Below are 15205 nucleotides of genomic sequence, written 5' to 3'. Positions count from 1 at the left end.
CTATTTGTACAGCAAAGATCAACAGACCCTAATTTGAGCTAATGGTCTAACTCATAATTGTCCCAAAGCTTGCTGGGTATCTCCTTCATACAGACAGGTTATACTAGTGCCCAAAAGGTGAACGATGGTGATTGGCGAGACGGCCGTCCGCCCCATGGACGGGGCGGTCGAGCATCCAAGGACGGACTTGCTGCGTGTCGGTGAGCGAATGCCATGGCTCATCATAAGCCAGCACTTAAAGAATTAAATGACCAAGTTTGAGCCCTCAGCAGTGCTATCCAGAAATTCTTAAAGTACTTCTGTCCAAAAAGTGTATAGCGTGTGTCTTTTAAATCTACAGGTACGCTAATGCCATGGCAAACCTGTGTGAGTGGATATCAACTGCCTACCATTCTATTTTTTCGAATGTTTAGGCCGTGATTTCGCGTTATTCTTTTGTAAACTTCCTTGTTATTCTGCATCGATCAGCAAAGTGTTTGCGTCTTGTGTTAACCACAGTATTTTGGCGTTTCACGCACCGCTTTGCTCAACCTATAGGGGAGCAGCAATGAAAGTATTAAGTCAGTTTTCCGCCAAAGCCGCGATGGATGGCGATGGAGTCAATATTCGCCGTGTCGCCGATTTTGTGACGACTAAATTTGATCCTTTCTTGATGATCGACGAAATAAAATCCGATGATGAACAAGATTTTATTGGCGGCTTCCCCGCACATCCCCATCGCGGGATGGAGACGTTCACTTATATTCGTAAGGGCGGTTTTGAGCATCGTGACCAAATGGGCAATGTGAAGGCGATTCGTGCCGGCGATGTGCAGTGGATGAGTACCGGGTTCGGGGTAGTGCATTCTGAAATGCCACTTGCCGATGCTGTCGATGGTCTGCATGGATTCCAAATTTGGGTCAACATGCCCGCCAAAGACAAGCTGCGTCCAGCTAAGTATCAAGATACTGCGGGTAGCGCTAGCGTTGAAGCGACCAATAACACTGGCGCTAGCTTAAAAGCCTTAGCGGGTGATTGGGGCTTTAAAGATCAACCACTGATTAGTGCGGCTATACAAGGATTAGCGGGTGAGGCTGCCATTGCTGATTTGAGCCTAGCGCCAAACACTGAGGCCACGCTTGATTTGTCTCAACATGAGTTTGTCGCCTTGTACTTGTACCAAGGTGACTTAAGTAAATGTGAAGATTCACAGCGGTCATATCATCAGGGCGAGTTTTTAGTGCTTGATAGCCAAAGTGTGCTTAAGCTTAAAGCCGATGAGCGCGGCGCTGGGATGTTACTGTTTGCGGGTAAACCTATCCGTGAAAAAATCGTCCAGATGGGTCCATTTGTAATGAACACCCAAGCGGAAATTCAGCAGGCGATTCGCGATTATCAAGAAGGGCGTTTCGGCCACATCGCTTAATTTGTTAAATCTGCCGCGCTGAGCGAATTCTAAACTCAAACCTAAATCTAAGTTAGCCCTAAGTCCTGTATTCCTACAGGGCTTTTTGTTGCTGTTCACGCCAGCTATGTCTATTGCTTAAGGACTTGAGGTAAAAGCTGCGCTTTGTTGCTACAATAGCCGTGCTTTTGGGTTGAGCGAGCATAGCGCTTTATTCTTAACTCAAGCTAGCCAGAATCTTGATAGACCAGTTTAATCGATAAGTAACGCAATTTCAGTAACCTAGCAGCCGCTTCGTTACCCACCACAGGATATTCACCTTGAGCAACTCTGATACTAAGCCTAATCCATCAATGGCTTTTTCGACTCTTAAGCTAAAACCCGAACTGCTTGAGAACCTTTCTTCTATGGGCTACAACGAGATGACGCCAATTCAGGCGCAAAGTTTGCCACCCATTTTAGCAGGGCAGGATGTGATAGGTCAGGGTAAAACTGGCTCGGGTAAAACGGCCGCCTTCGGCTTAGGATTACTGAACAAGTTAGACGTTAAACGCTTTCGCATTCAAACTTTAGTACTGTGTCCTACTCGCGAGTTGGCCGACCAAGTGGCGCAGGAAATCCGTACCCTTGCCCGTGGTATTCATAACGTTAAAGTACTGACACTTTGCGGCGGCGTGCCTATGGGGCCGCAGGTTGGCTCGCTGGAACACGGCGCGCACATTATTGTGGGTACGCCGGGTCGTATCGTCGATCACTTAGATCGCAATCGTCTAGATTTAAGCAATCTCAACATGTTAGTGCTCGATGAAGCCGATCGCATGTTAGAAATGGGCTTTCAACCTGCTCTCGATGCGATTATCGAACAAGCGCCACGTGAGCGTCAGACGCTGCTATTCAGCGCGACGTTCCCAGAGCAAATTCAATCGATTGCTAAGCAAATCATGTATGACCCAAGTATGGTTAAAGTGGAAGGTAATCACGACAGTTTAAGCATAGCCCAGCATTTTTATCGCTTAGACGATGACAAGGCGCGTATGCAAGCGCTGCAATTATTGTTGTTAGAACATAAGCCTGAAAGCGCAGTAGTGTTTTGTAACACGAAACGCGAAACTCAAAAAGTGGCCGATGAGCTTGAAGGTTTAGGCTTTAGCGTATTGGCCCTGCACGGTGATTTAGAGCAAAGAGACAGGGACGAAACCCTGCTGCAATTTGCTAACAAGAGTGCCTGCGTATTGGTGGCGACCGACGTTGCTGCCCGTGGTTTAGATATCGATGCGCTCGATGCCGTGTTTAACTATCACGTCGCCTACGACACCGAAGTGCACATTCACCGTATCGGTCGTACTGGCCGTGCGGGCAGTAAAGGCGCCGCTTATACCTTCTATAACGACCAAGACGGTTACAAGATTGCCTTGTTAGAAGAGTATTTAGATCGCGAAATTACCAGCGAATCACTGCCATCTGAAAGCTTGCTTGGCAACACGCCTGCTGCGCCAACCATGATCACTTTACAGATCGATGGCGGTAAGAAAGAAAAACTGCGTCCAGGGGATATCCTAGGCGCGCTGACGGGCGAAAACGGTATCGAAGGCTCACAGGTGGGTAAAATCCAAGTGACCGATTACCGCGCCTATGTAGCTGTTAATCGTAAGGTTGCCAAGAAAGCGCTGAACAAGTTAACTGGCGGCCGTATTAAAGGTAAATCTTACCGCGCTTGGCCAATGAAGTAAGTTTGGCCTAGCTTGAGTTGAATCGTACCTCGATTTAATTCGCTCTATTTTTAAAGGGAATAAACTCAAGTTTATTCCCTTTTTTGTTGGGTGTGATTAATGCAGTGACTGAGTCTGTTTGTTTTGTAAATGTTAATTCTGGCGGGAAGTTAAGTAACACTTTGTATTTGTCTGCTTAATTGATATGCCCCTCAGCTTGCCTGTGGTAGAAGTGATTCTGAGTAAAAAATAAATGAGCAGATTAACGACTTTGTCAGGTGATAAGGCCTGCATCGGTTTGGAGTATTTATGTTTCGATGGACTATTTTACTAAGCCTCTTTTTGAGCGCAGCGAGTGCTGCATCAATTCAGCCAGAGTTGCAGCCAGAGTCACAACCAGAGCGGCAATTAGAGTCACAACCAGCGTCGCAACCGTTACAGCACTTCATTTATATTAATCATCGTGAGGAAAACGGAGAAAACATTCGCGCCGACAAGGCGCTGCGCGATCCCCGTTTTGGCGGTGCGCAGATTGTTTATACTTGGCGCAGTTTAGAGCCTAAGCTGGGCGAATATGATTTCAGCGCGATTAGGGCCGATATTGCCTATCTCGATTCGATAGGCAAAAAATTGTGGATCCAGCTGCAAGAGAAATCCTTTACGCCTAGAGTCAATGTGCCGGCTTATTTGCTCGATGAGCCTATTTATCAAGGCGGCGTGTTGAAGCAAAGCATGTTGAGTGCACCAGAGCGTGATCCCAATAAACCTGTGACGGATGACGAATACGGCTGGTCTGCCAAAATGTGGGAGCCTGCAGTACGTGCGCGTTATCAACAATTGGTGCGCCAGCTAGGCCAAGAGTTTGATGGGAAAATCACTGGTATTAACTTTAGTGAAAGCTCAATTGAAGTGGGGACTGAAAACGCCGACGGAACAACCACCTTCCCCAGTGATTTTAATCCTAAAGACTATATCGATGCGATTGGCGAAAACATGCAGGTATTAGCTGGGTCATTTCAGCATTCAACCGCTATGGTGTATTTGAACTTTTTGCCAGACGAATGGCTGCCATGGAATGACAAAGGCTATATGCGAGGCTTATTTGCGCAAGCCAAAGCGCTCAATATGGGCGTAGGTGGCCCAGATTTAATGCCATATCGTAAAGGCCATATGGGACAGAGTTACGCCTTTATTAAAGAATATCCAGCGGCATTAGTGAAAGGCATGGCGGTGCAAGACGGTAATTTGCGGCAGATTAATCCCAAAACAGGTAAAAAGAATACTGTGCCTGACTTGCTGGATTTTGCACAAAACTACCTAGGGCTAGACTATATTTTTTGGGTTGAAGATGAACCCTATTTTACGGATGAAGTCCTGCAGCAGTTGCCCGATATTAAGGCGAATTAACCTAGGTTGCTGTTTAAAGTTTTTTTTAGGTTGTTGTTTAAAGCGGCGATTGTTCAAGCGAGTTATTGATCAATGTGTGGATAATGCGCTAAACATCAATAAATAAAGACAAAAAAACGCCCAATTCCTGACGGAGTTGGGCGTTTTTTTAGGGCTTAATGCGGCTAAATCGCCAAGCGAGTTCGCTCAGCGGGTGCATTAATCCTGTGAATGTCTTGGACGACTCGCACCGTTATTTGGGCGACGGGTGTTTTTCTTTGGGCCATTTGCGTAAGGATTCTCACCCGCTTGGCCACGATTTTCGCCAGCACCTGAACGGCTTTCACTTGGACGACTAGCGCCTGCGTTATTAGCTCGACCATCGTTTGAACGTGGTGGACGTGGTTTGGCATCGGCGCTGTGTCTTGGATTCTTGTCGTTTGGCTTGTGGCCGCGCGCGACGTCACCGCTGCGTTGACCATCTTTATGCTCGGCGCTTCTTGGGGTGCCATCGCGTGAGCTAGGTTGGTTTGAGCTGCGGGTATTTCTACGGCTTGGTACTGATTTACCGCTGCTTTTTCCGCCGCCACCTAAACGTGACTCAGGCAATACATGGTTAAAGCCTTCAACCATTTCTCGGTCTAATACGCGATTGATCAAACGCTCGATATCGTTCAGCAGTTTGATTTCTTCGTTGCTCACCAGTGACACGGCTTGACCCGATGCGCCAGCGCGGCCAGTACGGCCGATACGGTGCACATAATCTTCTGGCACGTTCGGTAAGTCGAAGTTAACCACTTGTGGCAATTGGTCAATGTCCAAACCACGGGCGGCGATATCGGTCGCAACCAGTACGCGAGCTTGGCCATTTTTAAAGTCGGCCAAGGCTTTAGTTCGCGCAGTTTGGCTCTTGTTACCGTGGATAGCGGCGGCTTTAATGCCCGCATCTTCAAGGCTTTTCGCTAGACGGTTAGCACCATGTTTAGTGCGCGAGAATACCAGCACTTGTTGCCAATCGTTTTGCTTGATGAGTTGGATCAAGAGTGCCGATTTCTGGCTCTTATCGACGGGGCAAACCCATTGTTTTACTGTGGTCGCCGCCGCGTTACGTGGCGTGACCGAAATTTCGACCGGATTATTCACTAAGCCTTTTGCCAGCTCACGAATTTCATCGGAGAAGGTGGCTGAGAACATCAGGTTTTGGCGTTGCTTAGGTAAAATGGCTAAAATCTTACGGATATCGCGGATAAAGCCCATGTCGAGCATGCGATCGGCTTCATCTAACACTAAGATTTCAAGCTGGCTGAATTTCACCGCTTTTTGATTGTACAGATCCATCAATCGACCTGGTGTGGCGACTAATACGTCGACACCGTGGCGCAATTTTGCGATTTGTGGATTGATAGGCACGCCACCAAATATCACCGCTGAGCGCAGTGCTAAATTCTTACCATAGGTTTCAACACTTTCTGCAACCTGAGCCGCCAATTCGCGTGTTGGAGTTAACACTAATGCGCGCACTTGGCCTGCTTGGGCACGGTTACCTTTACTCAGGAGTTCGAGCATAGGTAGGGTGAAACCTGCTGTTTTACCTGTTCCTGTTTGGGCGGCCGCCATCACATCTTTGCCTTGAAGCACAGCTGGAATGGCTTGAGCTTGGATTGGCGAAGGTGTGTCGTAGCCTTGTTCGGCAACGGCTTTAAGTATCGGGGCCGATAAGCCCAGGGAGGTAAAACTCATAGATTGGTCTCTTGTGGCAACGCTTTGCTGCATTTATGGTCAATAGCCAGGTCTGCTGGCGGGCGTGCAGCTTACAGGATCGGGGGCCTAAGTGCTATCGAATAAAGACTTTTGCGGCGGGTTTCATTCATATTGGCACATAAATCGCTTGTCAGCGGCTTTAACTCAGTCTCGCTTATCTTTTAGGCGCAAGTTTCCTTAGCCGAGTTTGAGCTTATTGAGGGTGAAACGGCATCCTGCAAAGTATCGTTTTATTTTGCGAGAGGCTTTGGGGGCGCACTTTTACTATGATTTTAGTGTGCGGTTGAGTCTAATGGATTCCCCAAGTGTACAGTATGGTTATCAGGCTGATTCAATCAGCTAAACAGGCCGGTATAAAGTTAACTCGTCGACTCTTTTTATCCAAAATTAGAGTGAGTTAGCGCTAGATCACGCTAGATTAATTTGAGTGGTATAAACTCAAGGCGATAGGAGTAGAATTCATCAATATCTATTCTCTGCATGCTTGCGATGAGTCTCGTGTTTATTTTAGGATGAGCCAACGCGGGAAACGGTTAAACGCCTCTCATTTATAGGTGGATTATGACAGCGATACAGCATATTGAACGCCTTGCTCGAGGTCGCAGTGAACAGGCCGTCGCTGTGATTAAAAATGTGCAGCAGATGTCGAACATCCCAATGCATGAGATGCAACTCGCCCTCAAACAATTGCTCAACTGCGGCCGAATTGCGCTGCATTTTCACCCCGATAGAATCGACAGCCGTGGTATGACAGTAGCCGAAGGTTTGCTGCGCGATGGTCAATACCGCAGTCAGTTTGAGACCCATATTTCCAACGGTCAGTTATCCCCTGAGTTAGGTGGCCCAAGGGATCACTGGGAAAATCAGCTGTTTGGTGATGTGTATAAGGGCACTAAATCTCGGCCTAAATATGGCGCACTCGATCTAGGCATGTGGCAGGACGGCCCCGCGCCGCGTTTTGGTAGCTGCTATTTGTTGACCCACGCCAGTGTGATGGCACGTTCAACCTTTTGTTATCTCGACTCGTACCGCAATCCGAAAGAGAAGGGCACGCTATCATGCTTCGATGATGTGTTAGCGGCGCTACTGACCGAGAGTTTTGAGCGTCACTATGCCTTAGGCAAATCTGACTTTAAGCCGCTAAATGTGATTCATTATTTGGGACATCAGCTCAATGCTTCCTTGCTGTCACGTTTCGAGCGGCCGTTATCGAATAATCTCGATCATTATATCGAGGCGCAGATCCACGCTGATGTTTCCCTCGATGAAGATATCGCCATGCTGGTGGCCGATCCAAGTTTTAAAGGCACTGATATTGGCGCCAGCTTAAGTAAAATTTGCGACAGATATGATATCGAGCTGCAATATCATGATGGTTTTAGCCTACATACGGCGCAGATCCCCAGCGATTTTCGCGGGCCGACTATGCCATCGCTCGCTAATCGTATCGCCATAGAAGACAGAGTCGATGCCTATGCCATAGGTGTGGCCGCGCGGGATTTATATCATTCACCCCAGCATTGGCGCGAACGCGGTAACCGTGCCCAAGTCGCCCATGAACTTAAGTTGCTCTGGCATGTGTTAGTGAAATACGGCGCAGTGCAGTGAGGATTACGTTTTTAAAAAACGTTTGATTGTAAAATGTGGCGCTAACAAAACAGCGAGATAACCTCAGGTTAGCTCGCTGTTTTTCTATTATATTTCAGCTTTAAGGTCGTTCTAGCAACCTGTGTCGACCTTGTTATAGGTGGGGATTCCCGTCGTCTCCCACTTGTAGTCTATATAGCAATTTGTCGCTTCGACTTGCGCTTGAGTCGGCGTATCAAGGTTCAGTTTTTGCTTCGGTGTGGCAATGACTTGGTAGGTGCCGCCAGTAGTATGGATTCGATAGGACCATTCATCGACATTGAGCCCTGCAGCCTTAAAGATCTCTGGCGGCGTAGTGTAATCGGCGCTTGGGGCTGTACCGCTGGCACTTGCTGCCCAAGGTTGGTAGTTTTCGCCACGGATCCCGTCGTAAACGACTCGATTGGTGGTGCCGCTGTTAGCAATTTCCGACTTAGCTTTAAACAAGGTGACGGCGGATTTCATCGAAGCCAGTGCACCAGATAGCTGACTCTTATAGGCATCTGATTGTATATTAATGAATTTAGGCGCAGCAACTACGGCCAATACACCTAGAATAATTATGACCACAACGAGTTCTATCAGGGTAAAACCGGCATGTTTATTTGGCATAGGTAGAAGATAATTAATACAAAGAGGTTCATGCTACCTAAGTTTTCCCAAACAGGCTAGTGCTAGGGAAAGTTCCGTTAACTCAGGGATTTGTTTATCTTTAGCTCGTTTTTGTGAGTCCGCTAGCAAAAGTCTGTGATAGGGTTTCATCTGTTTTAGATGCCTGCGATACTGCGCCCCTATCGGAACTTTTTAGCCGTTGCAAGCCCCGTAAACTGAGTCGTTATCGATAGCCGATCCTCGCTACGAGTCGCTTAATTGTTTTCTTGTTGGAGCACCATGGATAAGTCGTTAGAAAAATCCCTTCTTGTTTGGCTTAAAGCCCAGAAAAAAGCTTGTGGCTTGTTCCTTAAATTGTCGTTATGGCTTGGGATGATAAGCGCCGTCGCTATGGTCGCGCAGGCTTATATTATCGCGACGATTCTGGATGGCGTGATCATGGGGCAGCAAGTCGTACCGCTAACTGACAATGCCCAAATGGTCAGCTTCAGCGTGAGTATTGATGCTTATACTTCTCATTTTATTGCGTTAATCGCCTTGATGTTACTGCGCGCCTTGCTGGCTTATGGACGTGAACGCGCCAGTTTTGAGGCGGGTAAGCGCCTTCGTGGTCATATCCGCGCGGCAGTGATGGACAAGCTGACTAAGCTAGGTCCGGCATTTATTAAAGGTAAACCCGCAGGCAGTTGGGCCAGCATAGTGTTAGAGCAAGTCGAAGATTTACAAGACTTTTATGCCAGATACCTCCCACAAATCAGCCTTGCTGGTTTTATTCCCGTACTCATCTTAGCGGCGGTATTCCCGATTAACTGGGCGGCAGGATTAATTCTGTTACTCACTGCGCCGTTAATCCCTATGTTTATGATCTTAGTTGGCATGGGCGCTGCCGATGCGAATCGCAAGAATTTCAGTGCGCTTGCAAGATTAAGCGGCCACTTTATGGATAGATTAAAAGGCTTAAGCACGTTGAAACTCTTCCACCGTGGTGATGCTGAGCTAAAGGTTATCGCCACTGCTTCGGAAGAGTTCCGTAGTCGCACTATGTCGGTGCTACGCATGGCATTTTTAAGCTCGGCAGTCTTAGAGTTTTTTGCCGCGGTATCGATTGCAGTATTGGCGGTTTATTTTGGTTTCAGTTACTTAGGTCACTTAGATTTTGGCTACTATGGCGCCCATGCCAATATCAGCTCGAGTACAGATCCTCAAATAGTCGGTATTCCATTTAGCCTGTTTACTGGGCTGTTTATTCTGATTTTAGCCCCTGAGTTTTATCAACCGCTGCGGGATATGGGCACTCATTACCACGCTAAGGCGCAGGCCGTCGGCGCCGCGGAAGCCTTGATTACCTTGCTCGAACATCCCGAACCTGAGTTTGTCGGCCAAGTGCGTATCAATAGCATAGAAACCCTGAGTGCTGATCATCTTGAAGTGTTTAGTGTTGATGGCACGCGTTTACTCGGCCCGCTGAGTTTTGAATTAAAAGACAATCAACGTTTAGCCTTAGTTGGCCCAAGCGGTGCGGGGAAAACCAGTTTACTCAATGCCTTATTGGGATTTTTACCCTATAAGGGCCATTTGCTGATCAATGGCCATGAGTTATCCGCATTAGATTTAGCCCATTGGCGACAGCATTTAGCTTGGCTGGGCCAAGAACCGCAGTTATTCCACGGTACTGTGCGGGATAACGTAGCTTTAGCCGACCCCACTCTGCCCGACGATAGGCTGTGGCACTTGCTGGCAGAGGCCAATATTAGCGACTTCGTTAAGGCGCAGCCATTGGGTTTAGACGCGCCAGTCGGTGAGCAATCTTCCGGTTTATCCGTCGGCCAAGCCCAGCGTATTGCCTTGGCAAGGGCGCTTGGGCAAAAGGCGAGTTTGTTTGTCCTTGATGAGCCTACGGCCAGTTTAGATAGCCAGAGTGAGCAGGCGGTGAGTTCTGCGTTAAATCGGGCCATGGCGGGTAAAATGTGCATTATGGTGACCCATAGATTAGATCAGTTAGATCAAATGGATACTATTCTTGTGCTCGATAAAGGCTTGATAGTGCAGCGGGGCGACTTTACCACTTTGTCTAACACGCACGGCTTATTCCAAACCTTGCTGCGTGAGAATATTGAGTCCGTGGCGGATATTGAACTTGTACCGTTATCGGTCAGTGGCAGTGGTACGCAGCTTGATAGTGACACTCCGGTCGATATTGCCGCCGAGCCAACTAAAGGAGAGGCCCAATGAAAGTGCTAATCCCCTTTATTCGATTGTTCTCGCGCCAATGGCTGATGATGTCCGTGGGCTTGTTGCTGACCATTATTACTTTAATGGCTGGCATAGGTTTACTGTCACTTTCGGGCTGGTTTCTTTCCGCTACCGCGGTCGCGGGTTTGACGATAGTTACGGCCCAGTCCTTTAACTTTTTCACTCCTGCTGGCGGTGTGCGTTTCTTATCCATTGCCCGTACTGCCAGTCGTTATGGCGAGCGTTTAGCGACCCATGAGGCGACCTTTAAGTTGCTGACTGAGCTTCGTGTTTGGGCGTGGCGTAAACTCTTGCCGCTCAGTGCTAAAAATCTGCAGGGGCTACGCCGTGGTGACATGCTCAATCGCTTAGTTGCCGATATCGATACCCTAGATCATCTATATCTGCGACTGCTTACGCCTATGGCGGCATCACTGCTGATGACTGGGTTCTTGTATCTATTTCTCGCTTGGTTCGATGCCAAACTTGCCCTCAGTCTTTGCCTATTTTTAGTCGCCGTTTGGCTGGTGATGCCACTGCTATTTTATCGCCTTGGACACGCGCCAAGCCGGACTATGCTCGAAACCAAGCGCCATTATCGGGTGCAATTATTGGATATGTTGCAAGGCCAAGCCGAACTCAGCCTATTTGGCGCCAACGACAGATTCAGACAAAAACTGAATGATGCGCAGACAGAGCTGTTTCGCAGCCAAAGTGCGATGGTCAATATCACTGCGCTCAGCCAAGCCATGTTGATCCTCTCCACTGGTTCAGCCTTGATCATGATGCTTTATTTAGCCGCTCAAGGTGTGGGTGATGCGGTGCCGCCGGGCCCCATGTTTGCGCTTATGGTGTTTGCCACTATGGCCTGCGTTGAGATGATGATGCCGATTGCGGGCGCGTTTCAGCATTTGTCTGGCTGCGTATTGGCGGCGACACGGATTAATGAAATCACTGAACAAGAGGCCGATATTCAATTTGTTGCCGATACTGGCCTGAGGGCAAAATCTGGCGCATTGCAGATTGAAGATATCCACTTTGGTTATCGAGACGATCAACACGTGCTGCAAGGTTTGTCCCTTGAGATAAAAGCGGGGCAAAAAGTCGCGCTACTTGGGCCAACGGGTTGCGGTAAGTCGAGCTTACTGGCGCTGATTACCCGCGAATGGCAAGCCCAGCAAGGGCACATCAAGCTCGATGGTCTTCCTCTTTCAGATTACAGCGAGCGCGGGCTTAGGGATGCGATAACTGTGATTAGCCAACGCATCTATCTGTTTGCGGGCACCTTGCGGGAAAATTTAGTATTAGCGCTACCTGTTATCGAAGACGAGAAACGCACGGCCCACGACGCGCGCTTGATTGATGTGTTACAGCGGGTCGGACTTGGCGCTTTACTCACGGGTGATAAACCGCTGGATGTGTGGATTGGTGAAGGTGGACGTCAGCTTTCGGGTGGCGAGCAGCGCCGAATTGGTGTTGCAAGAGCGCTGCTGCGTGATGCGCCGCTGCTATTGCTCGATGAGCCAACGGAAGGGCTTGATAAGCGCACCGAGCGAGAAATTTTAAGTTTACTGTTTGAATTTGCTAAGGATAAAACCTTGCTGATGATTAGCCATCGTTTAACTGCTATGGCGAAGATGGATCACATTCATCTACTCGGTCAGGGTAAGATTATTGCGTCTGGCACTCACCAGAGCTTAATTGAAGACAGTGCAGAGTATCAGGCCTTGTACCAAAGACTCGCTTAAGCCTCCTGTATTCAAGCCTTTATCGCTCAAACCTTTGACGTTCAATATGATGAATAGCGATATATTTTACCCATTAAAAGCGGATATAAATCGATGAACCCTGTGATGCCAGAAGCATTAGCCCCACAAATCAATACCCATTTTAATGGTAAGTTTGAGGTCGAGCTTAAATATCGCTTATTGGATCGCCACGCTTTTTTCGCTGCCTTGCAAATGAGAAATCCTGAGATCATGCTCGAAGATAATCTTGAGCATGACTGTTACTTTGATCTGCCATCACAATCACTTAAAGGCGAACACAAGAGCTTGTGTATCCGTGAGATGCAGCCATCGGGGATTATGCTGTGGATAGTGAAAGGGCCGGAAAAAGACCGCTGTGAAGCCGTTAATATCACAGAAGCGACCAAGGCAAAAAGTATGCTGCATACCTTAGGTTATAAGTGCGTACTGGAAATTAAAAAGCGCCGCAGTATCTATTTTCTCGGTGAATTTCATCTAACAATCGATCATCTCGAAGGCTTAGGAGATTTTGCCGAGCTTGCGATTATGACTAACGATGAAACCTTGTTGCCTAAATATGAAGCGCAATTACAACAACTCGCCGCCGATTTGGGTTTAAGTGAAACGCAGCGGGAGTTGTTATCCTATCGGCAGTTGCAGCAGGCTTTAAATGAACAGTGATGGTTCAATCTTGTTGGATTAAAAGCTTGAGGTTTAATGGCTTAACGTTTAATAGCTTAAAGATTAGCGGTGTAAGTTTAATGGCCGGATGCTAAATCCGGCTAAGCAATCCCTCGCAACAAACCGCTATGGCTTAGTTCAAATCCCTTTGAGCGTCACTGTCCATACCGCATTCAAGGTTTGTTTTAACTCGCTATCGACGACTTAAACTTAAGCCTTGTATTTAAACTTAAGCATCGCATTTACATTCAAGCCACTTTCACAAACTTAAACTCAAAATCAAACGATTTAAGCTGCGGTTACCCCGCTTTATTTGCCGTTAATTGCCAAATGCGTTTTAGCCTAAGCGTTGAGAAAAGGCGAGATAGCGTTTCACTTCCGCTTCAGGAAATTTCAATTCGTCACCATCTTGAACACTCGAGAGTAAATTCTCCCGAGCGAAACGTTTGATGGTCGCAGGTGTTTTATCTAACATTTTGCACACTTCATCTAAGGTTAATAAGTTATCGCTCATAGCACTCTCCCAGTATTTCAATAGAAACATAACCCAAAGAGTATAGAACAATAATTTCAACCAAGATGATACCTGCGACCTAAACCGCTAAGGTTATGACTCTATTTTGTGGTTGCGTGCCGTTTCCCGCACTTGGCTCTCTATTTGCAGATGCCCTTTTGCCGCTGTGATCGCTAGAACTGCGCGGGACTTAAACTCGCGGCGATATAAGGTTGCGACCACAAATAAGCTCGCCGAGATAAAGAGTATTGGGTGCACAAACCAGCACAATACTGCCATCGAAAAGTAATAGGCGCGTAAGCCATAGTTATAGGAGTGCGCCGCTTGATCTTGTACCGTCGCCATCTGTCTTGCGTAGGCTTTGAGATTGTCGTTTGAGCCATCGCTATCTAAAGGACCCGCGCCTATCATCACGTTCACAAAACCGTATTGGCGCATCGACCAAGTAAACTGGAAGAAGGCCATCACAAAAATACTGACTAGCAAGGCGAGTTTGACTTGCACCAGCGCATGATTCGGTGGCGTGGCGAAGGGAATCGTCGCAATAACACTTTCTAGTCGTTCAACTTGCGCAAATAAGGTCAGCACACCCGCGAGCACAAACAGGGTGGTCGAGGCAAAAAAGGCAATATTGCGCTCAAGGTTGGCCAGCAGCGCCGCATCACCCACCCGTACGCCGCGGGTCATCACCTCAAGCATCCAGTAAATTCTATGCTTATGCAGACCACGGGCAATACAGTCGGTATTTTTCGCCTTACGCCTGGCAAAGGCGGTATAGCCAGCCCAAGAAACGATAAACCACACCAATGCAGAAATATCTAATAGCGAGAATGTCATAGTTGCCTTGAGAAAGTGACTTTGAGAAAGTAAAAAATCGGTTGATTGAATGGCGATTATGAAGGTTTTTATCTCTTAGGCGCAATCCCCTGGTATCGCTTTCAAATCTCACCTAGTCACAATTTGAAGCCGCTCACATTGGTTTGAAGCCTCTCGCTGAGTGATACTCAGTTTTGAGGAAAATTCTTGTAAGGTAAGTGAGTTAGAAAAATGCATTAAGGCGTATCTCGGAGCCGCGTGCAGATTGAGGAAGACTTTGTAACTATAGCCGTTGTGTGTTTAATGTTTACAAATATCTCCCGAAAGTGGTTCGCCACGGCATTCGCTCACCGACACGCAGCGAGTCCGTCCTTGGATGCTCGACCGCCCCATCCATGGTGCGGACGGTCGTCTTCGCAAATCGCCTTGGCTCACCTATCTAACATTAGCGTCATCTGATGTCTGATTCGACTGACGCTATCTCTGCATCTGATAGGCAGGATGCTTGAATGTCGTGAAGTGCATGGTCAATGATGTTCCATACATCATTCTGACATTTCCCATTTCCCTATGGGTCAGATGCACGAGAATGACCATGCCTCGCTCACGCAACAAACGCAAATGGCCTGCGGCAACTCCGAGGGGATGGTGCACTCTGTGATTTCAGTGTCGGACTGTTAGTCCCAAAAGAGTTATGCATGTTCCATCTTTTGATTGGGACATTGGTCTTGCTAAC

Annotated in this window: 11 protein-coding genes; 7 read left to right on the top strand and 4 right to left on the bottom strand. The window is 47.7% G+C overall.

Translation table 11 applies throughout. From position 1 onward, the window contains the following. Positions 1 to 547 precede the first annotated feature (547 nt). The 3 genes from NE536_RS21425 (at position 548) to NE536_RS21415 (ending at position 4500) form a co-directional block, all read left to right on the top strand. On the top strand, positions 548 to 1405 hold the full coding sequence (locus NE536_RS21425; RefSeq protein WP_261273964.1) for a pirin family protein: 858 nt from the start codon (positions 548 to 550) through the stop codon (positions 1403 to 1405). A gap of 332 nt (positions 1406 to 1737) precedes the next feature. Then, a complete protein-coding gene (gene dbpA / locus NE536_RS21420; RefSeq protein ID WP_220593009.1) occupies positions 1738 to 3114 on the top strand; it encodes an ATP-dependent RNA helicase DbpA in 1377 nt (458 codons plus the stop codon). A 288-nt stretch (positions 3115 to 3402) separates the two neighbouring features. Then, positions 3403 to 4500 (top strand): hypothetical protein, encoded by a 1098-nt coding sequence (locus NE536_RS21415; RefSeq protein WP_261273963.1) that lies wholly within the window; start codon positions 3403 to 3405, stop codon positions 4498 to 4500. 198 nt (positions 4501 to 4698) lie between these two features. On the opposite strand, the gene NE536_RS21410 is transcribed toward NE536_RS21415, so the two are convergent. Further along, entirely contained in the window at positions 4699 to 6219 is a 1521-nt protein-coding gene (locus NE536_RS21410) for a DEAD/DEAH box helicase (RefSeq protein ID WP_261273962.1), read from the bottom strand. 582 nt (positions 6220 to 6801) lie between these two features. Between NE536_RS21410 and NE536_RS21405 the strand changes: the two genes are divergently transcribed. Next, a complete protein-coding gene (locus tag NE536_RS21405) occupies positions 6802 to 7848 on the top strand; it encodes a DUF3626 domain-containing protein (protein WP_261273961.1) in 1047 nt (348 codons plus the stop codon). A 111-nt stretch (positions 7849 to 7959) separates the two neighbouring features. Here NE536_RS21405 and NE536_RS21400 read toward each other — a convergent pair whose 3' ends face one another. Next, positions 7960 to 8478 carry a type II secretion system protein gene (locus NE536_RS21400; protein ID WP_261273960.1) on the bottom strand — a complete coding sequence of 173 codons (519 nt, stop codon included), beginning with the start codon at positions 8476 to 8478 and terminating at the stop codon, positions 7960 to 7962. A gap of 279 nt (positions 8479 to 8757) precedes the next feature. On the opposite strand from NE536_RS21400, the gene cydD reads away from it, so the two are divergent. The 3 genes from cydD to cyaB all read left to right on the top strand — a co-directional run bounded on the left by cydD (position 8758) and on the right by cyaB (position 13139). Beyond that, positions 8758 to 10710, top strand: a complete 1953-nt coding sequence (cydD, locus tag NE536_RS21395) for a heme ABC transporter permease/ATP-binding protein CydD (protein WP_261273959.1) — start codon at positions 8758 to 8760, stop codon at positions 10708 to 10710. Then, on the top strand, positions 10707 to 12458 hold the full coding sequence (gene cydC, locus NE536_RS21390; protein ID WP_261273958.1) for a heme ABC transporter ATP-binding protein/permease CydC: 1752 nt from the start codon (positions 10707 to 10709) through the stop codon (positions 12456 to 12458). Before cydD ends, cydC begins: the two co-directional genes overlap by 4 nt. Before the next feature lie 93 nt (positions 12459 to 12551). Further along, positions 12552 to 13139, top strand: a complete 588-nt coding sequence (cyaB, locus tag NE536_RS21385; protein WP_261273957.1) for a class IV adenylate cyclase — start codon at positions 12552 to 12554, stop codon at positions 13137 to 13139. 337 nt (positions 13140 to 13476) lie between these two features. Here the strand turns inward: cyaB and NE536_RS21380 are convergent, their stop codons facing one another. Together NE536_RS21380 and NE536_RS21375 are read right to left on the bottom strand one after the other, a co-directional pair. Further along, positions 13477 to 13653 (bottom strand): helix-turn-helix domain-containing protein, encoded by a 177-nt coding sequence (locus NE536_RS21380; protein WP_006082937.1) that lies wholly within the window; start codon positions 13651 to 13653, stop codon positions 13477 to 13479. A 93-nt stretch (positions 13654 to 13746) separates the two neighbouring features. Further along, entirely contained in the window at positions 13747 to 14490 is a 744-nt protein-coding gene (locus NE536_RS21375; RefSeq protein WP_261273956.1) for a DUF599 domain-containing protein, read from the bottom strand. Positions 14491 to 15205 lie beyond the last annotated feature (715 nt).

This window comes from Shewanella septentrionalis (assembly GCF_025370265.1).
Classification (GTDB): domain Bacteria; phylum Pseudomonadota; class Gammaproteobacteria; order Enterobacterales; family Shewanellaceae; genus Shewanella; species Shewanella hafniensis.
Note: the sequence above shows the minus strand (reverse complement) of the source record. Positions and strands in the feature narration are given on the sequence as shown.